22 protein-coding genes and 1 riboswitch are annotated in these 24,723 nt (G+C 43.2%); of the genes, 19 read left to right on the forward strand and 3 right to left on the reverse strand.

Annotated elements, in window-relative coordinates; translation table 11 throughout:
- Nucleotides 1-21 precede the first annotated feature (21 nt).
- The gene (locus J3A84_RS10320) at nucleotides 22-1,188 is read right to left on the reverse strand and encodes an iron-containing alcohol dehydrogenase (RefSeq protein ID WP_207599943.1); all 1,167 of its coding nucleotides are present in this window, start codon (nucleotides 1,186-1,188) and stop codon (nucleotides 22-24) included.
- Complete coding sequence (locus J3A84_RS10325; RefSeq protein ID WP_207599944.1) at nucleotides 1,181-1,972, reverse strand: DeoR family transcriptional regulator; 792 nt, start codon at nucleotides 1,970-1,972, stop codon at nucleotides 1,181-1,183. Before J3A84_RS10325 ends, J3A84_RS10320 begins: the two co-directional genes overlap by 8 nt.
- 261 nt (nucleotides 1,973-2,233) lie before the next feature.
- Between J3A84_RS10325 and J3A84_RS10330 the strand changes: the two genes are divergently transcribed.
- The 6 genes from J3A84_RS10330 (at nucleotide 2,234) to J3A84_RS10355 (ending at nucleotide 9,049) form a co-directional block, all read left to right on the forward strand.
- Nucleotides 2,234-3,568 (forward strand): Na+/H+ antiporter NhaC family protein, encoded by a 1,335-nt coding sequence (locus J3A84_RS10330; protein ID WP_207599945.1) that lies wholly within the window; start codon nucleotides 2,234-2,236, stop codon nucleotides 3,566-3,568.
- Between the two features lie 81 nt (nucleotides 3,569-3,649).
- Nucleotides 3,650-4,849, forward strand: coding sequence for an S-methyl-5-thioribose kinase (gene mtnK, locus J3A84_RS10335; protein ID WP_207599946.1), 1,200 nt, complete (start codon nucleotides 3,650-3,652; stop codon nucleotides 4,847-4,849).
- A gap of 21 nt (nucleotides 4,850-4,870) precedes the next feature.
- Nucleotides 4,871-5,923, forward strand: coding sequence for an S-methyl-5-thioribose-1-phosphate isomerase (locus J3A84_RS10340; protein ID WP_207599947.1), 1,053 nt, complete (start codon nucleotides 4,871-4,873; stop codon nucleotides 5,921-5,923).
- Between the two features lie 11 nt (nucleotides 5,924-5,934).
- Nucleotides 5,935-6,933, forward strand: a complete 999-nt coding sequence (locus tag J3A84_RS10345) for a 2-hydroxyacid dehydrogenase (protein WP_207599948.1) — start codon at nucleotides 5,935-5,937, stop codon at nucleotides 6,931-6,933.
- Entirely contained in the window at nucleotides 6,926-8,371 is a 1,446-nt protein-coding gene (locus tag J3A84_RS10350; protein WP_207599949.1) for an FGGY-family carbohydrate kinase, read from the forward strand. Before J3A84_RS10345 ends, J3A84_RS10350 begins: the two co-directional genes overlap by 8 nt.
- 18 nt (nucleotides 8,372-8,389) lie before the next feature.
- The gene (locus J3A84_RS10355) at nucleotides 8,390-9,049 is read left to right on the forward strand and encodes an L-fuculose-phosphate aldolase (protein ID WP_207599950.1); all 660 of its coding nucleotides are present in this window, start codon (nucleotides 8,390-8,392) and stop codon (nucleotides 9,047-9,049) included.
- A 179-nt stretch (nucleotides 9,050-9,228) separates the two neighbouring features.
- Here the strand turns inward: J3A84_RS10355 and J3A84_RS10360 are convergent, their stop codons facing one another.
- The gene (locus J3A84_RS10360; RefSeq protein WP_207599951.1) at nucleotides 9,229-10,119 is read right to left on the reverse strand and encodes a DMT family transporter; all 891 of its coding nucleotides are present in this window, start codon (nucleotides 10,117-10,119) and stop codon (nucleotides 9,229-9,231) included.
- A 307-nt stretch (nucleotides 10,120-10,426) separates the two neighbouring features.
- Here J3A84_RS10360 and J3A84_RS10365 point away from each other — a divergent pair, with 307 nt between their 5' ends.
- The 13 genes from J3A84_RS10365 (at nucleotide 10,427) to dapB (ending at nucleotide 24,717) form a co-directional block, all read left to right on the forward strand.
- A complete protein-coding gene (locus J3A84_RS10365; RefSeq protein ID WP_207599952.1) occupies nucleotides 10,427-11,767 on the forward strand; it encodes an MATE family efflux transporter in 1,341 nt (446 codons plus the stop codon).
- Between the two features lie 84 nt (nucleotides 11,768-11,851).
- Nucleotides 11,852-12,856 (forward strand): 3-dehydro-L-gulonate 2-dehydrogenase, encoded by a 1,005-nt coding sequence (gene yiaK, locus J3A84_RS10370; protein WP_207599953.1) that lies wholly within the window; start codon nucleotides 11,852-11,854, stop codon nucleotides 12,854-12,856.
- A 438-nt stretch (nucleotides 12,857-13,294) separates the two neighbouring features.
- Nucleotides 13,295-14,248: a sugar-binding transcriptional regulator gene (locus J3A84_RS10375; protein ID WP_207599954.1), complete on the forward strand. Its 954-nt coding sequence runs from the start codon at nucleotides 13,295-13,297 to the stop codon at nucleotides 14,246-14,248.
- A 14-nt stretch (nucleotides 14,249-14,262) separates the two neighbouring features.
- Complete coding sequence (locus J3A84_RS10380; protein ID WP_207599955.1) at nucleotides 14,263-15,783, forward strand: FGGY-family carbohydrate kinase; 1,521 nt, start codon at nucleotides 14,263-14,265, stop codon at nucleotides 15,781-15,783.
- Nucleotides 15,783-16,814, forward strand: a complete 1,032-nt coding sequence (locus J3A84_RS10385) for a 2-hydroxyacid dehydrogenase (RefSeq protein WP_207599956.1) — start codon at nucleotides 15,783-15,785, stop codon at nucleotides 16,812-16,814. The genes J3A84_RS10380 and J3A84_RS10385 overlap by 1 nt, the downstream gene beginning before the upstream one ends.
- A gap of 12 nt (nucleotides 16,815-16,826) precedes the next feature.
- Nucleotides 16,827-17,681 carry a DUF7973 family transport facilitator gene (locus J3A84_RS10390; protein WP_207599957.1) on the forward strand — a complete coding sequence of 285 codons (855 nt, stop codon included), beginning with the start codon at nucleotides 16,827-16,829 and terminating at the stop codon, nucleotides 17,679-17,681.
- Between the two features lie 13 nt (nucleotides 17,682-17,694).
- Complete coding sequence (locus J3A84_RS10395) at nucleotides 17,695-18,342, forward strand: L-fuculose-phosphate aldolase (protein ID WP_207599958.1); 648 nt, start codon at nucleotides 17,695-17,697, stop codon at nucleotides 18,340-18,342.
- 229 nt (nucleotides 18,343-18,571) lie between these two features.
- Nucleotides 18,572-18,718: riboswitch (Lysine riboswitch) on the forward strand.
- A gap of 82 nt (nucleotides 18,719-18,800) precedes the next feature.
- Entirely contained in the window at nucleotides 18,801-20,102 is a 1,302-nt protein-coding gene (gene lysA / locus J3A84_RS10400; protein ID WP_207599959.1) for a diaminopimelate decarboxylase, read from the forward strand.
- A gap of 3 nt (nucleotides 20,103-20,105) precedes the next feature.
- Nucleotides 20,106-21,308 (forward strand): aspartate kinase, encoded by a 1,203-nt coding sequence (locus J3A84_RS10405; protein ID WP_207599960.1) that lies wholly within the window; start codon nucleotides 20,106-20,108, stop codon nucleotides 21,306-21,308.
- 14 nt (nucleotides 21,309-21,322) lie between these two features.
- On the forward strand, nucleotides 21,323-22,132 hold the full coding sequence (dapF, locus tag J3A84_RS10410) for a diaminopimelate epimerase (RefSeq protein ID WP_207599961.1): 810 nt from the start codon (nucleotides 21,323-21,325) through the stop codon (nucleotides 22,130-22,132).
- Nucleotides 22,125-23,108, forward strand: coding sequence for an aspartate-semialdehyde dehydrogenase (locus J3A84_RS10415; protein ID WP_207599962.1), 984 nt, complete (start codon nucleotides 22,125-22,127; stop codon nucleotides 23,106-23,108). The genes dapF and J3A84_RS10415 overlap by 8 nt, the downstream gene beginning before the upstream one ends.
- Nucleotides 23,105-24,001 (forward strand): 4-hydroxy-tetrahydrodipicolinate synthase, encoded by an 897-nt coding sequence (gene dapA, locus J3A84_RS10420; RefSeq protein ID WP_207599963.1) that lies wholly within the window; start codon nucleotides 23,105-23,107, stop codon nucleotides 23,999-24,001. Before J3A84_RS10415 ends, dapA begins: the two co-directional genes overlap by 4 nt.
- Entirely contained in the window at nucleotides 23,998-24,717 is a 720-nt protein-coding gene (gene dapB, locus J3A84_RS10425) for a 4-hydroxy-tetrahydrodipicolinate reductase (protein WP_207599964.1), read from the forward strand. The genes dapA and dapB overlap by 4 nt, the downstream gene beginning before the upstream one ends.
- The last annotated feature ends 6 nt before the right edge of the window (nucleotides 24,718-24,723 follow it).

Genomic DNA, 24,723 nt, shown 5'->3' on the forward strand with positions numbered 1-24,723 from the left:
TCAGAATATAAAATTTACAGCTTAAAGTGCTAATTTAAGAATTTCAACGATTCTCTTGTTATCTAATGGAATATAGTGGCCTACTGTTTGAGTATCATTGCTTGTAGCCCTATTAGCCATTAATTCAAAATGTTCGTCAGCGATTTCCATTTCTCCTAAGGTCGTTTTCAGTCCCAGGGATCTGAAGAAATCTTTTAGCTTATCTGCCAGAGTCAGAGCCATTTCGTGTACTGTATAGTTATGATAGTCTATTCCATATAGTCTATTAGCGAGTTGTGCTAACTTTTCGGGTTTTTCGTTTGCCATGTATTTGCACCAGGCAACAAAAACGACAGCCATCCCTTCTCCATGAGTGATACCATATTGTGCACTGATTTCGTGTTCAATTCGGTGTGAGCCCCAATCGGAAACTCTTCCAGTATCGAGAATTCCGTTGTGAGCTATAGAAGCGAGCCATTGTATTTCTGACCTAGCATCGATATTTGTGGGATTTGTCATGAGCCTCTGAGAGTTTAACATTACTGCCTTGATTGCACCTTCAATCATATAATCTGTAGTATCAACATGAAGGGTTTCCGTAAAATATCTTTCCAGCAAGTGAGATAAAATGTCTGCGCATCCACAAGAGGTCTGGTATTTTGGGAGAGTAAGGGTGAATTTTGGGTTCATGATAGCAAACTTAGGTATAATCATGTCATCTTCAAAACCTAATTTGCTCAAACCATTTGAAATGATTGCAGCGTTTGATGTTTCTGAACCGCTGGAAGGAAGGGTCGTGATAACGCCGACTGGGATGCTAGTTTCCGGGATGGAGTTTCCATCAAAAAAATCCCAAGGATCTCTTTCATAAGGAATGCCTAACGATACGGCTTTAGCTGTATCAATTGCGCTACCACCACCAACTGCAAGGATAAAATCTACGTTATGTTGTTTACCGATATCCACCAGTTCTCTTACGAGTTCTATTTTTGGGTTAGGCACTACGTCAGCGGATTCGTTAAAAGTGATATTCAGTTTTTTACAAGCCTGCGTCACTGTATCCCATATACCAAGTTCTTTGATGAAATCACCACTGTATACCAGCAGCAATGAACTTACACGATACTCTTTCAAGAGGTTTTCTATCTCCTTTTCTGAGTCCTGTCCGAAGATTATTTTTGATGGGTTATTGTACTGGAAATTAATCATTTGAGCTCTCCTTTATGATGTAATCTAATTTAATGTTTTTGTTATTTAAAACGTCCAGCCATTCGGCAGAAAGTTTTTTATCTGTAACAATTGTTTCGATGTTGTTTAAGTCCGCGATAACAAATTCTGCTGAGTCAAAGAATTTGGTGTGGTCTGCAATCAGTATATGCTGTTTGGCCTGGTCGAGCATAGTTTTTCTAACTCGGCTTTCTTTGAAGTTATTATCAAGAAGTCCTAGTTTCAGATCTATTGCAGGCGAACTTATGAATGCTTTATCTGCGAAGTAGTAGAGAAGAGAGTCTGTTGCCTGGTATCCTACAAACGAGTTTGAACGATGTCTGAATTCACCACCAATAACAATAAGTTTAACTTGAGTAGACTGCTTCGTGAACAAGTGTGATATTCTATGTGAGTTTGTGATTATTGTTACTTTCATGTTTGTATTAAAGATCAATTGAGCTAACTTCAAACAGGTAGTGCTACAATCCAGGATAATTGTGTCAGATTCTTTGATATAATTTTTTAATACAAAAGAAGAAAGGGCCTCTTTTTCTTTGGAGAAAATTGTCTCTCTGATTTCTACTGGTGCTCCTTTGTCGTCTTTTTCAGGTAAAAATGCACCACCGTGAATTCTTTTCAGAATCCCGCTACTTTCCAGTTCTTTTAAGTCTCTACGAATAGTCTCCTCGCTGACGGATAACTGAGTGCTTAAATCTGAAATTAGGATGCTTCCGTATTTATTAAGTTCTCCTATTATAAATTTATGTCTATCTATTTTGAGCACGATTATTTACCTTCCAATCAATTTATTATGTAATTAGAGTACCACAAAAAACCACAAATAACAACATAGAGAGAGTGGTTTTTTATAACGATATTTGGTTTATACCTTTACATTTGTTGAAAAACCACAAATTATCACAAATATTATGTTGACTTTTATTATAACGTGTTGTATTTTGTGTATATGGGAACGTTTTACAAAGGAGGTGTGAGTTAGATATTTAAACGTTAACAGGACTACACATATATTAGGGGGTAAATAATGAAAAGTAAAAATCAAGGTAGCTTCATGGGGCTTATGCCACTGGTAATTTTCTTAATCTTATATTTTTCCATGGGTATCATAACTGGGGACTTCAATAATATGCCGCTTATGATAGGGATTTTTATTGCTTCTGCAATATCCTTGTTTATCAAGAGCCCAGTAGCTGAAAAAAAGACCTTTGTTGAAAAGGTTGAAATTTTCACTAAAGGTGGAGGCGAAAGCACATTAATTCTTATGGTAATTATCTATATGCTTGCAGGAGCTTTTTATAAAGTTGCAGGAGCTATGCATGCAACTGAAACAGTTACCAATATTGGTATTTCAATACTTCCTGCAAATATGATTCTACCAGGTCTTTTTGTAATCGGATGTGTTCTTAGCTTCTCAATGGGTACATCAATGGGAACTGTCGCTGCATTAATGCCTATTGCCATAGACATCGCAAGTAAAACTGGCGTAAGCTTGGCTTTAGTAAGTGGTGTAGTTGTAGGCGGAGCGATGTTCGGAGATAATCTATCATTTATTTCGGATACCACCATTGCGGCGACTACAACACAGGGAATCGCAATGAAAGAAAAATTCAAAGCGAACTTTCTAATGGTACTTCCTGCTGTGATCATAACTATTGTAGCATTAGCATTCTGGCCAATGGATAAAGCAAATATCATGACACCTGGTGCAATCAATTTAGTCAACTTGATTCCTTATGTCTTAATCATCGGCCTTTCACTAGGGGGAATGCATGTTATTCCAGCTATGACAATTTCAGTTCTAAGTGGTGTTGCAGTAGGTCTGTTCCACGGTGATTTCACCTTTGTTGAATCATTTGGGGTGGTACATGAAGGAATGACTTGGATGCAGGACATGGCTGTAATTGCTGTCTTTGTTGGTGGACTGGTTGCTATGATGAAGCATTTAGGCGGAATTGATTGGTTACTTGCTAAACTGTCCAAGAACACGAAAACCAAAAAGGGTGCAGAATTCAGCATGGCTGCACTGGTAAGTCTGGTAGATGTAGCAACAACTAACAATACTATCGCAATTATCGCTGTTGGTCCTATTGCTAAAGATATCTCTGAAGAATACGATATCACGCCGCAAAGAACAGCAAGTATCCTTGATTTGTTTTCTTCAGCATTTAATGGTTTAACACCATATGCAGGTCAGCTATTGACCGCTGGCGCATTGGCTGGCATCTCACCAGTTTCGATTATGCCCTTTGTTTGGTATTCGATCCTCATGGTGGTATTCGGAGTAATATCTATACTAGTTGGATGGCCATATGGTACAGCAAAGAAGGTAGAAGAGAAAATTGAAAATAAACTAGCTTAATACCAGATATTTAGGAGAAGAGAAATGTAAATTAAGCATTCCTCTTCTCTGAAAATTTATAGAAAAGATAGGTGCAATACATTGAATAAATATAATAAGCATTTTTTGCTTGATACTCATACTGTTATAGAATATGTCCTGGATCAACTGGAATACTTCGGATCTCAAGAGAAAGTTGAAGCAATGGAAATCGGTGATGGGAATATCAACTATGTATTTAAAGTCTGGAATCCGGAAAGTGGAAAATCCATTATAATTAAACAGGCGGATACTCTCTTGAGATCATCAGGGAGACCATTGGATATGTATCGAAACAGAATTGAAGCTGAAATTCTGAAAATTCAAGGGGAACTGTCACCTGAATCAGTTCCCGAGATTTACCATTATGATGAGAAAATGTACATTCTCGCGATGGAGGATATATCGGTTTATAAAAATTTAAGAACAGAAATGCTAGATGGAAAAACATTCAGTCATTTTTCTGAGAACATAACTACATTTCTTACTGATACGCTGATCCCCACAACTGATTTGTTTATTACTAGGGCAGAGAAGAAAGAAAATGTGAAGAAATTCATGAATCCAGAGCTTTGCGATATTAGTGAAGATCTGGTGTTTACTGAACCGTATTGGGATTATAAGAAAAGAAATATCATTTTGGAAGAAAACATGAACTTTGCTGAAGAGTATTTATATAAAGATAAAATGCTACACCTGGAAGTTGCAAAATTAAGAGACAGATATATGAATTATCCTCAAGCACTGATTCATGGAGACTTGCATTCTGGATCGATTTTCGCAAACGAAATTGGAATAAAAGTTATAGATCCGGAGTTTGCCTTTTATGGACCTATAGGCTATGACAGTGGTAATGTCATTGGGAATCTCTGCCTATCATGGTTGAATAAAGAGTTTGAAGAGACACCTGACCATGAGTTCATTGAATGGATAAGAAAGGCTATTTCGGATATTATTCTAAAGCTAGATGAGAAAATCACTTCCAAACTGAATGAATGCAGAGATGATGAATTATATACTAATGAGTTCAAAAAGTATTATGTGGATAGCATCATTGAAGACACCTATGGTTATGCAGGAACAGAAATTATCAGACGAGTTGTAGGAGATTCAAAAGTTAAGGAAGTTTCAGATGTGAAAAATCTTTCAATAAGAGTTCCCATGGAAAGAGCTATGATTAAGATTGGAATACATCTCATCAAGAACAGATATGAGAAGATTGATGTTGATGATTTGCAGAGAATTATTGATTCTGAAAAATAAGTTAGAAAAGAGGTCCGAGAAATGGATAGATATGATCATGATTTAGCATTTATGCTGCAGTATGAAAATATTGCGTGGTATGAGAACGGAAAAGTAAGGATTTTAGATAGAAGAATCTATCCTAGAGAAGTGCAGTTTGTGGAATGCAGTTCTTACCTTGAAGTCAAACAAGCCATTGCAGATATGGTTACTCAAAGTGCTGGACCCTATACAGCTGCAGGTATGGGCATGGCGTTGGCTGCCTACGAAACACGAGGTAAATCATCTGAAGAACAAGTTGATTTTATGGAGAACGCTGCCTATGAGATAGCTCATGCAAGACCGACGACTGCGAATCGTATGGGTAAGATAACAGCTGGTTGTTTGCAAGTATTTAAAGAAGCTTTGGATGCTGGGAATGACCCGATCGAAGCGGTATTTCTCCATACAGTGGAGTCTTTAAATAGAAGGTATTCCATTATGGAGAAAGTAGGTGTCAATTTAGCGAAGCGATTTCCGCAAAATGGAAGCATATTGACACAGTGTTTTGGAGAAACCATTATTGGAATGATGCTAAGAGCTGCTCAAAATAATAATAATGACATCAAAATATATAATGCGGAAACCAGACCATATCTTCAAGGTGCGAGATTGACATCTACATGCTGCGCACAAATGGGCTTTGACACCACAGTCTTAACAGACAATATGATAGCCTATGCTATGGAGAATAAGGGCATCGACATGTTCACCTCAGCAGCCGATTCAATTGCTCGAGATGGTCATATTGCAAATAAGATTGGAACGTATCAGATAGCGATTTTATCGAAGCATTTTGGTATACCCTACTACGTTACAGGAATTCCTGATGTGGATAAGCTCACAAGAGATGACATCAAAATTGAAGAGAGGGACCCTAAACAAGTACTCAGTTGTAATGGATTAAGAAATACCATAGATGAGGTGAAGGCTATCTATCCTTCCTTCGACATCACCCCCCCCCATTTGATCACAGGAATTGTCACGGATAAGGGAATATATGTACCTGATTGTATCAATGATTACTTTGAATCAGAGACAAAAGCTTTTTATTAGGAGGATTAGCATTGAAATTATATATACGTGCCCCATTTACCAATGAAAAAATAGAAGAATTACGAGAGTTGTTCAATGAAATTATATATGAGCCATGGACAGAAACAGGAGAGCGGTACTATGAGGATGAAATGATCGAAGCACTTCAGCTTCACCAACCGGATGTACTGATTACTGAGCTGGATAAGGTGACAGAAAAAGTGCTGAATAATTACAGTGGGCTGAAACTTGTAGGAGACTGTCGTGCGGTTCCAGCTAATATTGAAGTAGATGCGTGTTCCCAAAAAGGAATTCCAGTGGTGTGCACACCAGGTAGAAATGCTCAAGCTGTGGCAGAGATGCTTGTAGGTCTTCTTCTAACCTACATGAGAAACATCATACCATCTGTAGAATGGGTGAAAGAAAAGAAATGGGTTCAAGGGACTACACCGTACTATACATGGATGGGGAATGAGCTAAATAGAAAGACCATCGGATTTGTAGGATTCGGTGCTGTAGGTCAGGCTTCTGCAAGAATTTTAGAAGCTTTCGGTTGTCACATCGCATATTACGATCCTTTTGTAAACATAGAGAATAATAACTATGAAAAGAAAGAATTATCAGAGCTGTTTAAGTCTTCGGATATCATTTCTCTCCATTTACCATCTATACCAGATACAGACAAGATGATTAATCTAGATCTGTTGAAATCAATGAAGAAAAGTTCCATATTAATTAACACTGCAAGAAGTTCAGTTATTGATATGGAAGCGCTGGAAAGTGTAATCAAAAATAAGGAAATAAGTGGCGCTATACTGGATGTTCTCGACAACGAACCTCCTTCTGATGAAGATTTAAGACTCCTTGAGTATGACAATGTTCTCATCACTCCACATATATGTGGTGCTACTTTTGAAGTGACTGATCATCAGTCTGCAATCATGACTGAGAGATTGAAGAATTACTTCCAGAAAGGATTGAAGGAAGGCGTACTCTATAATTATAAAAATCTTGGAGAGAGAAATGAATAATAAGAATTACCTAGTGGTTGATTCGGGGACTGGAAACTGTAAAATTGTCTTAATCGAGGCGACTGGACATATTGTGGATGTCTTATCCTTTGAAAATAAGTATTATAAAGATTATGAGTATACGGATGCACAATATTTCATACCACAAGAATGGGAAGAAAAAATCCTTTCCGCTTGTAAGGAACTGGTAAATAGAAACAGGAACACGAAAATTGATGCCGTGATATCCACCAGCGCGCGTCAAAGTGTAGTTCTCTATGATGAAAAAGGGAATGCGTATTATGGTCTGCCTAATATCGATAATCGTGGAAAGGATTGGATGGATGAAATTACAGATCGAGGAGAAATCTATGATAAAACTGGTCGATGGGTCACAGAGGATTTCCCTGCTGCTAAAATATTTGGCTTATCTAAAAAGAAACCGGATCTTTTCAGGAAGATGCACAAGTTTACAAGCGTAAGTGAATGGGTGGGTAGTATATTTACAGGAGAAATATGTATCGAGCCTTCTCAGGCTTGTGAAACACAACTGTATAACATCAACATCGGAGACTGGGATGAGGCTTTATGCAAAAGCTACAAGATACCTGTGACAGTTTTACCTGAACTGAAGGATGCGGGTCAGAAACTTGGTGATGTAAAAGAGAGTGTGTTGACTTATCTAGGTCTAGAGTATGGAGTGATATTTATCGTAGGTGGTGCCGATACACAAATGGCATTAAAAGGGATTAATATCAAGTCTAATGAGTTCGGTATTATATCCGGAACCACTTCTCCTGTACTGACACTAAATAATGAAAAAATCTATGATCCAGAAGAAAAGTGTTGGGTCAATGTAGATTTAGCTTCCAATCACTATGTTATTGAAACTAATCCAGGTGTAACGGGATTGAATTATCAGAGATTGAAGAATCTTATTGCACCAGCTATTTCTTATGAAGAAATAGAATCCATGTATGACAAGATGGAATCTTACAAGTGTACAGTATCTTTGACATCACTTGATTTTGCTAAGAAGCGATCACTGGGACCTGGTGGAATTATCTTGACATCTCCTTTAAACACGATGGAGAGCATTCATGATATCTTGTGGTCTGCCATGGCAGATATTGCCTGCTCCATTTACACTCAGTATCTTAACCTAAATAGTATGACATCGAACATGAAGGATTATATCAAGTGTGGTGGTGGTGGATTCCGATCTCGCACTCTATGCCAGATGTTGGCAGATATGACAGATAGAAAAATTCTTCTTTATAACAAGTTTGAACAAGCCACTACCATTGGCACCATAGTTTTAGTAAACCGCTATTTCGGAGAAGAAGAAAACCTTGAGCTTAGTGTTTTGAGAGAATATACCCCTAGAAAAGACAGCTTAGTACTACAATATTATAAAGATTGGAAGAAAAATCGAAAGTTAATTAGTGAAAGAAATTAAAAATATGGAGGAATAAAAATGTTATTAGAAAACGAAAGAAATTTAATTGTAGAGTATGGGAAAATGATGAGTGCATCAGGGTTAACCTCTGGAACAAGTGGTAATATCAGTATTTATGTTCCAGAAAAAGGGATGATGGCAATCAGTCCATCAGGTATTGGATATTTCGATACCAAACCTGAAGATGTGGTTATTATGGACCTGGATTCTAATATTATAGATGGAATCAGAAAGCCTTCTAGTGAATGGGCACTTCACTCAGAAATGTATAAGAGAAAACCGGACTGTAGATCTGTAGTACATACACACTCCATGTACTGTACTGTTTTTGCATCACTGAATCAGCCTCTTAGCGCTGTGCACTATGTGCTTGCGGATGCTGGAGTAGCTTCAGTACCCTGTGCACCATATAGAACGTTTGGAACTGTTGAGCTGGCTCAGGTGGCAGGTGAATACATTGGCGAAGGGAATGCGGTTCTGCTTGCAAATCATGGTATGTTGGCATGTGGTGGTTCCATTAAGAGTGCATACGGCCTAGCCAATGGTCTTGAATACTGCGCAGAGTTAGAATATCGAACAAGAGCTATTGGAAAGCCTGTAGTGCTAGATGATGAAGAGATGGCTAATATTATTGAAAGATTTAAAACTTATGGACAAGTAAGTAGAACTGAAGGATAGAAAATCCGATTATGTGTTATTACAGAAATGTTAATATCACTATCAATATATAAAGTAAAAAGCAATCCAGATGGCAGCCTGAGTGCTCCCTTCTGGATTGTTTTCATAAACCTGATAATTAAGCTTTCAATTCTGTTTGCTTACTCTAATTGAGTGTATTAATTATTGGGAAAGGTTTACTATCCCATGAAGATGACAGCAACACCCAGCACGCCTATAAGCGCACCCATGACTTCATTGACCTTGACCTTTTCCTTGAAGAAAATAATGCTCACAGGAATGATCAGGATGGGCACGATGGCCATGAGGGTAGAAGCAATGGCTGTGGATGTGTACTTCACCGCCATGAGAGACAGGGATACACCCACCACAGGACCGAAGATGGACCCGATGGTGATACCTGTCATGACATTCCGGTTCTTGAAGGTGCCGAAGAATCCGGACCACTTCTTTGTGACGGTGATGATCAGGATGAATCCCAGGATTCCAGCAAAGATTCTGATCTCTGTGGCAACGAAGGGGTTCAGCTCCGCCACACCCACTTTGGAGAGGATTAGCCCAAGAGCCTGCCCTACAGCACCTAGAAATGCGAAGGTGATTCCTTTGATGGGGTGCCTTACGACAATCTTATGACTTCCCTTGTCTTTTCCCATGACCACAATGGCGATTCCGATGAATGTCAGCATCATACCTGCAATCTGGATAAAACCGAGTTTTTCACCCAGGATGAAATAACTCATCACTGCCGTGATGGGCGGTGCCAGGGCCATGATCAGCATGGACACTCGCGCGCCGATTTCAACAAATGCCTGAAACAGGAACATATCACCCAGAACAAAACCTACAAGGCCTGAAAAGAGCAGTGCCTGGAACGCTTCAGGGGTGACATTCAGATTCCTGAAGCCGCTGGTGATAAAGAAATTGATGATGGTGATAATGACCAGTGAGACCACAAGTCTCATGAGATTCAGAACCAGTGATCCGACTTTCTTGCCTGCGTATTCAAAGGATACGGAAGATCCGACCCAGCAGAAGGCGGTAAGTATTGCAGCGATTTCGCCAATAAACATCTAACATCCATCCTGTCCTATTTTATTTTTCATTTCACTATCTTAACACAGCATCAATGGTTTTCATAGAATTATTGAAGTGTCTGGAGTTGTTGCAAATTCTGAAAAAAGTGCGAAAACAGGACAGTATGACATCGGGAAAAATGAGCCGTAAATAGAATGATAATATTCCACAGGGAGAAATGGATAAATGGCAAATTTCATGCTTTGACGAAAAAGTGGAAATTGGGTATAGTATGATGAGCTGAAGCGCTGAAATACCGGAAATGCGGTAGCGAAGTGCTTCACCTGAATGATCGGAGGACCTATGAACACAAAGTCTAAAGAAAGAAAACAGTTATATAAGACATTTTTTAAATATGTATCCCTGAACGTCATCAGCATGATCGGATTTTCCGCCTTCATCCTGGCGGACACCTTCTTCATCGCCAACGGCATCGGCAAGGATGGCCTGGTCTCTTTGAACCTTGTGATTCCCGCCTATACCGTGGTCTATGCCATGAGTCTTCTGCTGGGAACAGGAGTGGGAACCGTCTACTCCATTTACCGCGGGGAGAAGAAACCGAAAAGAGGAAATGAAGTGTTCACCCAGATGATGATTCTGGGCGTTTTCATCGGGCTTCTCTTCACCATCATTGGGCTTCTGTTTCCGGATGAAATCGTGATGCTTCTAGGAGCAGAAGATCATCTTGTTGAGATGTCCAGAGACTATACCTACACGGTCTTCAACTTCTCCATAGCCTTCATGGTGAACAGTATTCTGGTGAGTATGGTGCGAAATGACGGCCATCCAAGGCTTGCCATGATCGCTATGATGACAGGAAGTCTCAGTAACATCCTTCTGGACTACATCTTCATCTATCCCCTGGGGATGGGTATGTTCGGTGCAGCCCTGGCCACAGGCATCGCGCCGATTCTAAGTATCCTTGTGATGATGCCCTTCTTCCTAAGAAAGAAGCATCACTTCAGGTTTGTGAAGACCCGGCTCAGACCGCTGGAAATTAGAAAGGTGGTTTCCATCGGTATTCCCACCTTCATCACAGAGCTCTCCTCGGGGCTTGTGATTCTTCTCTTTAACCTGGTGATCCTTCACTACATCGGAGAAATCGGTGTGGCAGCCTATGGCATCATCGCCAATCTGGCGCTGATCCTCATTGCCATCTTCTCTGGCGTGGGCCAGGGGATTCAGCCCATCATCAGTTTCAATCATGGTCAGAAGAATCAGGAGAATGTACGCAGAACCCTGAATCTTGGGATTCTTTTCTCAGCAGCACTGGCGCTCTTTCTCTACGGCATCTTCATCGGCAATTCCGATGGAATCATCAGAGCGTTCAACTCGGAGAACAACCTGGAGCTTCATCGCCTGGCCAAGGAAGGCATGCGGATCTATTTCTCCTCCTTCCTCTTCGCAGGGATAAATATCACCATCATCTCCTACTTTTCCGCCAAGGCGAAACCAAGACCCTCCTTTATCGTGTCACTCCTTCGAGGAATACTCCTCATACCACCGGTCCTGCTTTTCCTGGCAGGTGCCATGGGCATCACCGGGGTATGGATCACCATTCCTCTGGTGGAGCTTCTGACACTTCTCATCTCCCTGACACTTCTTCATATGGAAAGACGAAAAAAAGTGCAGCTGCCTTCCTAGAGCGCTGCACTTTTTTTGTGGTTCAGAAGCTCTCTAATCGTGATAAGATGGAAATAGAACAAATAAAAACTGGGGGAAAAGTAAATGAGAATACCATATGAGACCATGCTGAATGAATTCAAGAGAATCCTCACCGACCGCGGCGTCTCGGAAGACATCGCTTTGGAAGCGGCAATGAACTTCGCCAAAACAAGCCTTGACGGAGTCTACTCTCACGGCGTAAACAGATTTCCAAGAATCGTCGGCTATATTGATCGAGGAATCATAGATCCGAAAGCCCTGCCCGAGTGTGAGATGCGTTTCGGCGCCATGGAAAGATGGAACGGAAATCTGGGCCTTGGAAACATAAACGCCAAGCGCGCCATGAATAGAGCCTGTGAACTGGCTGAGGAAAACGGCATAGGGATCGTGGCGCTCCGAAACACCAATCATTGGCTTCGAGGCGGAGCCTACGGATGGCAGGCAGCCGAAGAAGGGTACATCGGCATATGCTGGACCAACACCATGCCCAATATGCCGGCCTATGGGGGGAAAGACCATAAGATCGGGAATAATCCCTTCATCATGGCGGTACCAAGAACCAGCGGAGAACATGTGGTGCTGGATATGGCCATGTCCCAGTTCTCCTATGGAAAGCTGGAAGACTACAGGATGAAAGGGAAGAAGCTTCCTATTCCTGGTGGATATGATAAAGAAGGGAAACTGAGTACAGATCCTGGAGCCATCGAAGAGAGCGGAAGAGTGCTGCCCATAGGGTTCTGGAAAGGCAGCGGACTTTCTATCGTTCTTGACATGATTGCCACGGTCCTTGCTGGCGGTAATGCCACCTGTGACATCGAAAAGGATTCCGAGAATGAATCGGGACTCTCCCAGGTGCTTCTGGCCATCGATCCCAAGAAGTTCAGCACAGCAGCCCAAATCGACGAGATGATTACGCGAATAGTGGAGGATCTGAAGACATCTGAAATGGATGAAGAAATCGGAGGGGTTTCCTATCCGGGGCAGTCCACCATCAGGAGAAGAAAAGAGAATCTGGAGAAGGGTATTCCCGTACAGGAAGAGGTCTGGAATAGAATCCTTGCCCTGTAAGCTGACGAATCACAAACAGAATAGAAAACAAATTGTTTAGATTGCTTTTATAAGTGGTCTAAACTTTTTTATCAATAAAATGATTGAAATTCAGCAAGAAAACACCTGATTTTGATAGTTAATATTTTATCAAAAACGATTTCGTGCAATGAAATGATTAAATGATATTCGTTTACAAAAGTAACTGGTAAACTAGGAATCATGAGTTGATAGTTACATATGTAATAATTATAAGCGTTAATAATCTCACAAATTTTTCCTTGAAATAACAAAACAGTAATATTATTAGAAAATTAGTCAATATTTTATATTATTTACTTGTATTATTATGAAATTAATAACAGTGGGTGTTATTGACTATGTTCAAATGTAATACTATAATAAAACTCGTAAACGTTTCAAAAACAAATCATCTATAGCGCTATAGGAGAAATTAAAATGAAAGATTCGCATCAGGAACTGATACAAGTTGCATATTACTACTACAAACTAAACCTCACACAGCAGAATATCGCTGAGAAGCTAGGGATATCCAGACAAAAAGTCAACCGATTGATTCAGAGAGCGATTCAGGAGCGAATCGTTGAAATCAAGATTAATGGGTATGAGAATTTTGATATCGATCTAGAGTACAGACTTGAAAAAAAGTATAATCTGCAAAAGGCGATTGTTGTAAAAGAGAATATTGATGAGAAACCAATTGGTATTGCAGCGTCTAAGTTTATCAATCAGTTCATTAAGAGAATATTAGAGAAACAGCAAAAGTGTGACATTGGTATATCTTGGGGCAATTCACTAAGTACCCTCACGAGTAACTATATCGTTGAAGATGATATGGATGGTGAGGTGTCTGTAATTCAGCTCTGTGGGGGAATCAACACTTCAAAGACAGCCATCAAGCCTGAAGAGGTAACCAATGTGTTGGCTATGACATTGGGAGGGCAGTCCTATAACCTGTATGCGCCTGCAAAGATGGAGAATAAGGAACTGGTAAAGTTACTGAAAAGAGAAAAATACTATCACAATATTCTTGAACGATATAATTCAATAGATGTATCTGTAGTAGGCATAGGGAACCTTGATGAAGATGGTACTCTGATCAAATATAACTATCTAGACGAGAGTACTTTTGAAGAACTAAGCAGAATGGGTGCTGTTGGGGATGTCTGTTTCAGGATGTTTGATCGACAAGGTAAATTAGTTGAATCTGATTATAACGAGCTGATCATGGGAATCGCATTTGATAATTATATGGACATACCTACAAGGATAGGAATCGCTTATGGACGAGAAAAAGTAAAAGCTGTGACTGGCGCATTATGTGGAAGTGTGATAAACGTTCTGGTTACTGACTATGAAACAGCCAGAGATATCATGGACTACGATGGATGAAATGGAGGATGAAAATGGGATATTTAATTGGGATTGATGCTGGAACTTCAAGGGTGAAAGCGGTATTGTTTGATTTGGACGGATATGAAGTGAAATCAGCTTATAGAGACAATGAACCAGTACTTGTAGCAAATGGTGGCGTAGAACAGGATATGAATGTTTTATGGGAAAAAGTACTGGACTGTCTTGTGGAAGTAACTGCGAATCTGGAAGCTGAAGATGTTTTGGGAATCAGCATCACAGGACAGGGTGAAGGAATATGGCTGATAGATGAAGATGGAGAACCGGTTTCCAATGCCTATTTATGGAATGACGGCAGAAGCAAGGATGTAGTTGATGATCTGATTCAGAGCAAGAATGATCTGTATGACAAAGCATACAAGTTTACAGGCACACAACCTTTTCCAGGAACTGCTCTGTCTCATCTTATGTGGGCAAAAAAGCACAGACCTGAAGTTCTTGAAAAGGCGAAGAACCTTCTGTTTTGTAAAGATTGGATCAGATTTAAGCTTACCGGTGAAGTGGCTATGGAGTATTCTGATTCAGCAACTTCTCTCATGGACATCAATAACCTTGAGTTCTCCAGAAAATTCTTTGCAGAGTTAGGTATTGAAGAAGTAGCGGATTTGATGTCTGAAGTAAAAAAATCCTATGAGATTGCAGGAACAGTGACCAAGGAAATTGCTCATAAGCTGGGAATCTCTGAGAACACACCAGTGGGGGTAGGGGCTATCGATGTTATCGCTTCTTCTGTGGGGGTAGGAGCAATCAATAGCGGAGACACATCAACCATTCTTGGTACGACCTGTGCTACGGTCATCGTAACAGATACCATCAATCCAGGGCATGGTACCAGCAGGTTTGAAGTTCACGGCAGAGATGGATTGTATGTGAACTTGCAGCCTACTATGTCAGGAACACCTAATATTGACTGGGTTTTAAACAATATTTCAAACATAAAATCCTATAAGGAAATCGATGCAGAACTGGCGAAAATGCCGCCAGTGCCCAAAGGAGTCATTTACCATCCTTATATCAGCACATCCGGTGAAAGATCTCCTTTCTACTGCCCCAATGCCAGAGCAAACTTCTTTGGATTAAACAACTATGTGTCTAGGATGGAAATGGTTAAAGCTGTTTACGAAGGCATTGCATTCTCAATAAAGGACTGCCTAGAAGGTTCATTGACGACCGAAGAGGGTACAATTTACCTAGCCGGCGGTGGAGCGGATAGTCCAGTATGGGCTCAGATCATCTCCGATGTAACAGGCAGAAATGTTGAGGTCTCAGAAGGGAATGAGTTTGCAGCCAAGGGCGTTGCTATGATGCTGGGGGTGACACTGGGGATATATGATAGTTTTGAGGATGCAAAAAACAGAACCTGCAGATCGAAGGCATCATATAAGCCGATAGCAGAAAATACTGAGCAATATGCTAAGTATTTTGAGTTGTACCACGAGGCACGTGTGAATTTTGAAAATTTATGGAACAAAAGAAGTTCAATTTTGAATCAGATTGGAAAAGAGGTATATTAATGAAAATATTATTTACAGCAGAGTATGATGATCAGTATCTGGAACAGATCAAATCGCTTGGTGATGTTGATATAAAAGGCTGGGCGCTTGGATTGCCTAAGCTGACTGAAAGTGAACTTATAGAGTATGGAAAAGACAAGGAAATCATCATCACAAGCTATGATGATATTACTAAGAATGTAATCGATGGTTGCAGGAATCTGAAACTTGTGGCTTGTACAAGAGCAACCCCTGTGAACGTAGATACTGCATATGCAAAATCTAAAGGGATAAAAGTGCTATATACTCCAGGAAGAAACTCAGATTCTACTGCAGAACATACGATAGCTTTGATGCTGTCCGTTGCAAGAAACATTCCTCAGGCTCATATGGCTTTGAAAAACGGTGAGTTTACGGGGGAAGCACCAGAAAAGGAATCTGCAAAGAAAGGACTCAGAGATGATGTGATCTGGGGGATGGATGAACATAGCCCATATGTTGTATTCAAGGGAATGGAGCTGAAGGACAAGACGCTTGGCATCATCGGATATGGAAGTATAGGCCGAAGAGTTGGCGAAATCGCCCATGCTTTTGGTATGAATCTGCTCATCTACGATCCTTATGTTTCAGATGTGGATGTCAACAGATTGGGAAGAACGAAAGTCTCACTTGACGAGCTGCTCAGAAAATCTGATATGGTGACGGTGCATCTGAAGGTAACAGAAGACACCAGAAATCTCATCAATGAAGAAGCTTTTGCGAAAATGAAGAAGAGTGCCTATTTCATCAACTGTGCCCGTGCTGCGGTTGTGGATGAGGAAGCCCTTATTGAAGCGCTGAGGAATAAGGAAATCGCAGGAGCAGCACTTGATGTGTATGCGAAAGAACCAATCTATAAGAACCATCCATTTATTACAGAGTTGAGCAATGTAGTAATTACGCCTCATATTGCAGGAGCAACCTATGACATCTTAGGCAATCACACAAAAATGATCATAGCTGATATTAAAAGATACATGAATAATGAACACTTGATTTATGAGTATAGGTAGGAGGATAAGATTATGGAACTAGCATTAATACTGGCGGCGTTTGGTGGTGGTCTGTTTGGCGCAGCCATTGGAGGTACCATTTCATTTATTTTCACAGGGCTTATGGCGCTTGTGGGAATTGCAATCAATTTATCAATCGGCGATGCTTCCTTTCTAAATACAGTGGCCTTCGGTCCCTTCTTTGGACCACATATTGCATTTGTTGGTGGCGTTGCGGCAGCAGCTTATGCGGGGCTCAAGAAATGTGAAGGTGCTGAGCTGAATGAGTATACTATTGATGGTGCAGATTGTGCCACACCGCTTTTTGCCATTAAAGACCCTATGATTCTTTTAGTAGGTGGTATATTCGGTGTATTGGGACTTCTGATTAATAATATGCTTATCAATACAGGGATTGCCATCGATACCATTGCTACAACTGTAGTAATTATGGGAATAGCTTCAAGGTTATTAATCGGAAAACAAGGTTTATTTGGAGCATACCCTTCTGGAGAGAAAAAGTTTGATTTTTCTCCAAGGTATATTGTTTATACGGCATTATGGGGCTTCGGACTGGCGGCGGTAACTTCTTACGCTGCATTGGCAATTAATGTGAATAGCATTGGCTGGGCTATCAGTGCTGTGTCTCTCCTGTTTCTGTTTACAAAAGCCAATAACTTTGTGGTATCTCATCATGTTACGATGGTAGCGGGGTATATTGCTTTTGCCACAGGAAGTGTTCTGATTGGAGCAGTTTCCGGAGCGGTATCTTCAATGGCTGGAGAATATATCAACAGATGGACCAATACTCATGTTAAATCCCATTTGGACATGCCTGCTATTGTGATTGCATTAGGTAGCTTTGTAGCTTTAACTCTTTTGAACTAGGAGGAAATGATAGATGTTAATGGAAAGAGAACGTAAAGAAATTGTAGAATATGGCAAAAAACTGATAACAAGTGGTCTTACTAAAGGAACTGGTGGAAATATCAGTATCTTTAATCGCGAGGAAAATCTCATGGCGATTAGCCCATCGGGTATTGATTATTTTGAAACAAACCCCGAAGATGTTGTAATTATGGATCTTGATGGCAAAGTCGTAGATGGAGATAAAAAGCCGTCAAGTGAATATGCCATGCACAGCATTTTCTACAAGAAAAGAGATGATATCGATGCGGTGGTCCATACTCATTCTGTATATTCAACAGTGCTGGCTACCTTAAGAACAGGTCTGCCTGCTTCGAGCTATCTAGTTGCATTCTCAGGTCTGGATGTACGTTGTGCGGAATATGCATCGTTTGGAACCAAAGAACTTGCCGAAAATGCATTCAAGGCAATGGAAGACAGATACGCGGTATTCCTGGCTAATCATGGACTTCTGACGGGAGCTCAGGATTTGGCCAATGCATTCAATAAAGCTGAAGAGATTGAACACTGCGCAGAAGTGTACTATAGAGCAAAATCTATAGGAGATCCAGTGATCCTCGATGAAGAAGAAATGTATAGAATGATTGAAAAGTTCAATACATATGGTCAGGTGAAAAAGTAAACATTTTTTTGTGAAAACAATCAAAGAATAAAGCAGGAGTGAAGAAAGTCTGATCAGAGACCTATTTCCTCCTGCTTTTATAATTTCAAAAAATAGTTTTCTGCTTAAAAGGATTACATCCTGTGACAATGGGAAACAAATTAAGGAATGCATAATTATTCAATTATTATGAGGGATTTGTTTGACAATAAAACAAATTAATTGTAAGATAGCAATAATTTAATACAGCCGTGTGAAAAGAGGTCGCGTCAAGTCAAGAGTACCGTGAAAGGGAAAGGGGCTGACGCCGAAGTACATTGTACTGGGCCCTGACTGAATAAGCCAGGGACTATTTCCAGATCGTTGCCCAATGGTCTGGAAGTGCGCTTTAACATGGCAGGGCGACTGCAAGGTGTATTTTTATGACCGTGAGCATTCGCTCACGGTCATATTTTTTATATCTGCAGGAGGATAAACCCATGAGACTATATGGTACACAGAACATCGTAAACAACCAGCTGCATATCGGTGGGGTCAGCGCCAGGGAACTGGCCGCGACCTATGGAACCCCTCTCTACATCATGGATGAGGAGGAAATGAGATCTAGAGCTAGGCTCTTTGGAGAAAACTTCACCCATGAGAAAATCGAGACGGAAGTGATTTATGCCTCCAAGGCATTCATGACAAAAGCCATGGCAAAGCTCATAGGAGAAGAAGGACTTTCTGTGGATGTGGTATCGGGAGGAGAGCTCTTCACAGCTCTTTCAGTGGGCTTTCCAGCGGAGAAGATCTTCTTTCACGGAAACAACAAATCACTGGAGGAACTTTTCTATGCCGTATCGAGCGGTGTTGGAACCATCATCCTGGACAATGAAGACGAGGCGGAAAGACTGAGTAGGATTCTGAAAGAAAACACAAAGCATCAGAAAGTGATGCTCCGGGTGAATCCCGGCATTGAAGCCCATACTCATGAATACATCAGCACAACGAAAAATGACTCGAAATTCGGTCTCAGTATCTTCAGTGAGGACACTAAAGATCTCATCAGTTCCCTTGATAGAAATCCGCTCTTGGACTTTCAAGGCATCCACTGTCACATCGGATCCCAGATCTTTGAAGAAGAATCCTACTTCAAGGCTGTGGAGGAGATGATGGGTTATGTAGCCAGCCTGAAGGAGAAGGGGATAGGGATCAGGGCGCTGAATCTGGGCGGAGGCTTTGGGGTCTCTTATGAGGAAAAGGATGCGCCCATGGCCTATAGGAGCTTCCTGAAAAATCTGTTGGAACATGCAGCGGGGATTGCAGAACAAGCGGGGCTTCTTCCGCTGAAACTGCTCATAGAGCCAGGGCGGGCCATCGTGGCCAATGCGGGCACCACGCTTTATGAAGTGGGCGGCACCAAAACCACCTATGGCGGAAAGAAATATGTCTTTGTGGATGGAAGCATGGCGGATCATATCCGCACAGTCCTATACGATGCAGCCTATACAGCGTGCCTGGCGGACAGGATGGAGGACCCTCTGGAGGAAGTCTATACGGTGACAGGAAAGGCCTGCGAGTCTGGAGATATTCTGGTGAGAGAAGCACATCTTCCGGTACCGGAAAAAGGAAACCTTCTGGCAGTGCTTTCCACAGGGGCCTACCATTACTCCATGGCATCCAACTACAACCGGCTGAGAAAACCGCCAGTGATCTTCGTCAGAAACGGAAAGTCAAAGGTAGTGGTTGCGAGGGAGACCTATGAGGACCTCGTGAGAAATGATCGGATGGAGGAGTATTAAAGGATGAGAACAGTACTGAAATTCGGCGGCTCCTCAGTGGCGGACCTTGACAGAATGAAGCGCATCGCAGAGAAGCTTAAAAGAAGACGGAAAGAAGGAGAAGAGATTGTGGTGGTGGTCTCCGCCATGGGAAAGACCACCAATCAGCTTCTGTCCATGGCCAGGGAAGCATCGGAGAATCCGTCCAAAAGAGAAGTGGACATGATGCTGGCTACGGGGGAGCAGGTCTCCATCGCTCTTCTCACCATGATTCTTCAGGAGAAGGGACTACAAGCCGTATCCCTCACAGGCTACCAGGCGGGGATCCTAACTGAAGGCATGCATACGAAGAATAAGATCCGAGACATTGACCCGAAAAACATCGAAAAATATCTCTCCGAAGGATACATCGTGGTGGTTGCAGGATTCCAGGGATATAACGAAAACGGAGAAATCACGACCCTCGGCAGAGGAGGATCCGACACCACAGCAGTGGCTCTGGCAGCGAAGCTTCATTGCCACTGCGAGATCTATACGGATGTGGATGGTATCTACGGCGTGGATCCAAGGCTATATCCCAAGGCAAGGCACATGGACAGCATCACCTATGAGGAGATGAAGGAAATGGCATTTCTGGGGGCCAAGGTCATGGAACCCCGATCCGTGGACATTGCCCAGAACTACGGCGTCGTCATCTATGTGGGATCGGCCCATGAAGACAGAAGAGGAACCTATATACAGGAAGGAGAAAGAAACGTGGAAGAGAGAAGCATCACCGGTCTGTCGGTACTGGAAAACATCATGATGGTCACCATCAGCCGTCTGCCAGAGGCAGGCACCCATACGGCGGATATCTTCAGGAAACTGGCGGAGGAGGAGATTATTGTGGACATGATCAGCCAGACGCCCATGCCGGATGGATCCGTAACCCTTTCCTTCACGGCATCCGCTGAAGACAGAAAGCTCATGGAATCGGTACTCCATGATGTGGTGGATCAGCTTTCTGGAGCGGCGCTGACCACCACCACCGAGATGCTGAAGGTTTCCGTGGTGGGCTCCGGCATGAGAACCCAGAGCGGTGTAGCCGCAAGGATCTTTACGCTTTTTGCGGAAAACGGCATCACCTTCAAGCAGGTGAGCACATCGGAGATCTCCATCTCCTATACCATGGAGAAAGCGCATAAGGAGAAGGCGGTAGCACTCATTGCCGATGCCTTTTCCCTGTAAGGAGGGCGGAAAACATGAAATTCACAAAATACCACGGCACCGGCAATGACTTCATCCTCCTGAGAGAAGAGGATCTGGAGGGAAGAGAAGAAAGTGAAACGGCTAAAGCCCTCTGTCACAGAAACTTCGGCATCGGCGCGGATGGGCTGCTCATCGTGAAGGCCTCTTCCGTGGCGGATCTTATGATGGCCTACTACAATCAGGACGGCAGTGTTGCACCTATGTGCGGAAACGGGCTGAGATGCTTTGCACGGTTCGCCCATGAAGATGATCTGGTCGAAACTGACCGGTTCCAGGTGGAAACCCTGGCGGGAATTCTGCCGGTGGATGTGTCTTCCGGGTATGACAGCATCCGCATCGGGCTCATGAAGCCATCTTTTCATCTCACTGCACCGCATGTGAGAAGGGAGGTTTATGAGGGGGAAATCCTGAGCCTTACGGTGAACGGAAGAAGCTATGATCTTCATGTGCTCTTTATCGGGACCCTTCATGGGGTGGTCTTCACAGAGGAGGAGGTGCCCTATGAGGATGCCGATGGCCTCTGTCACCATGAATTCTTTCCGGAGCACATCAACGTGAACTTCGTGAAAGTGGAAAGTGAGGATGACATAAGACTTGTAACCTTTGAACGCGGAGTGGGCTACACGCTGGCCTGCGGCACAGGGGCCGCATCCGCTCAGGTGATCGCTCATAAGCTGGGCTTCACAAAGCCACAGGCCAAGGTTCATGTGGATGGAGGAACTCTTGAGGTCACTGTGGGAGACCAGGTGGTTCTGGAAGGACCTGCAGTATGCATTGCGAAAGGAGAGATGGAAATTGGATAAACTGAATCTGGCCATTGTGGGGGCCACCGGTATGGTGGGCAGAACCTTTCTGACGGTGCTGGAAGAGATGAATCTTCCGCTGGGAAACCTGGTGCTGCTGGCATCGGAAAGATCTGCGGGACAGAAGGTTCTCTTTCAGGGAAATGAGATTAAGGTGGAAGAGCTTACGGAAGGCTCCTTTGACAGGGAAAGATTCCAGTACGCCCTCTTCTCTGCAGGAGGAAGCATCTCGGGCATCTATGCACCTGTGGCGACAAGAAACGGCATCACCGTCATCGACAACAGCAGTCAGTGGCGTATGCATGAAGAAGTGCCTCTGGTGATTCCGGAAATCAACAGGAAGGCCATAGGAGAACATCTTCTCATCAGCAATCCCAACTGTTCCACCATCCAGTCCGTGCTGCCCCTGAAAGTGATCCATGATCTCTACCAGGTGGAAAGAGTAGCCTATACCACCTACCAGGCGGTGTCAGGCTCCGGACAGAAGGGCGTGGAGGATCTTCTGGGCACCCGGGAAGGCAAAGCGCCTTCCTTCTATCCCAAGATCATTTCCGATAACTGCCTGCCCCAGATTGATGTGTTCCTGGAGGACGGGTACACGAAGGAAGAGCAGAAGATGATCGAGGAAACCAGAAAGATTCTGGACAATGAGAAGATGAAGGTCACCGCCACCTGCGTCAGAGTGCCGGTTTTAAACGGGCACAGCGTGGCCATGAATGTCACTTGCAAAAGAGAAATCGACTATGAGGAGCTTGCCAGGGCTCTGGCTTCGGCGGAAGGCATCCTCTACTATGAAACGGACTATCCCACCGCCAGAGATGCGGCAGGCCAGGACCAGGTTCTGGTGGGCAGACTGAGAAAAGATGAGAGCCTTCATAATTCTCTGCACCTCTGGTGCGTGGCGGACAATGTGAGAAAAGGCGCAGCAAGCAATGCGGTGCAGATTTTAAAGAGCATATGGGAGGAAAGAAGATGAATTTATGGATTGGTGCAGGGGTTGCCCTGATCACCCCTTTTAAAAACGGAGAGATTGATTACGTGTCATTGAAGAATCTTATAGAGTGGCAGATTCAGGAAGGCACAGATGCACTTGTCATGGCCGGTACCACAGGAGAGTCTGCCACCCTGTCTAAAGAAGAGAAACTGGCTCTTTTCCGCTTCACCGTGGATCTGGTCAAGGGCCGCGTACCGGTCATCGCCGGCACAGGGTCAAACTCCACCAGCGACAGCATTTCTCTTTCCAGGGAGGCGGAGAAGCTCGGTGTGGACGGTCTTCTTCTGGTGACACCGTACTATAACAAGCCCAGTCAGAGAGGGCTCTATGCCCACTATAAGGCTGTGGCTGATGCGGTGAAGCTTCCCATCATACTCTATAATGTCCCCGGCAGAACCTCTGTGGATCTTCTGCCTGAGACCGTGGTGAAGCTGTCTGAGATCGAAAACATCGTCGGTCTCAAGGAGGCTTCCGGTGAACCAGATCGAGCTGAAACCATTCTGAAAGAGGTGAAGGAGAACTTCAGAGTCTATTCCGGAAACGACAATGAGATCTGTGCGTTCATGGAAAGAGGAGCCCATGGGGTCATCTCCGTCTTATCCAATGTGGTGCCGAAAGCCGTCCATGAGATGGTCTATGACTATGTGGAAGGAAGGATAGAAAAATCTCTTGGCAGTCAGAGTAACTATGAAGAGCTGACATCCGCACTCTTCATGGATACCAACCCGGTTCCGGCCAAAGAAGCGCTGAATCTCATGGGGTATGAGGCGGGAGAACTGAGGCTTCCCCTTGTGGCACTGGAAGAGCGGAGCAGAGAGAAGCTGCTGAGTGTGCTCAGCGCCTACGGTCTCCTGGAAGGAGGAGAAGGCAGATGAAGGTGATACTATTCGGGGCCGGAGGACAGATGGGCAGAGCCATTTCCGCTCTCTATGCGGAAGAGCATCCTGACGTGGAAGTGGTATCCGTGGACAAGGAAGAGAGCGCTTACGTGTCGTCCATGGGCGGCGCAGATGTGGCCATTGATTTTTCCGGTAAAGAGGCCATCGGGAGCATTCTTGCCTACTGCACGGAAAATCAGGTGCCTCTTGTCATCGGCACCACTGGTCATGATGAGAAGGACCTTCAGGCAATCGAAGAAGCGGCAAGGCTCATTCCCATCATGAAAAGCGGAAACTACAGTCTGGGGGTCTGTGTACTGAAACACCTGGTCAGAGAAGCATCAAGACTTCTGGGAGAGGATGCGGATGTGGAGATCATCGAGAAGCATCATAGCCGAAAAAAGGATGCGCCCAGCGGAACAGCGCTTCTTCTGGCCGATGCGGTGGAGGAAGGAGGAGCCTCCCATAAGCGGGTCTACGGACGAGAAGGATTCTCTCCGCGAAAGAAAGGCGATCTGGGCATCCATGCAGTGCGAGGGGGGAGCATCGTGGGAGAACATACCGTGCTCTTTGCCCTGGAGGCAGAAAGTCTGGAGCTCATCCACAGGGGAGAATCCAGGATGCTCTTTGCCAGAGGAGCCGTGAAAGCTACGCAGTTCATAGGAAAACAGAAACCGGGTCTGTACGACATGGACCATATGATGAAAGGATGATTGAAA

It is taken from the genome of Proteiniclasticum aestuarii, from assembly GCF_017368455.1.
GTDB classification, from domain to species: domain Bacteria; phylum Bacillota; class Clostridia; order Clostridiales; family Clostridiaceae; genus Proteiniclasticum; species Proteiniclasticum aestuarii.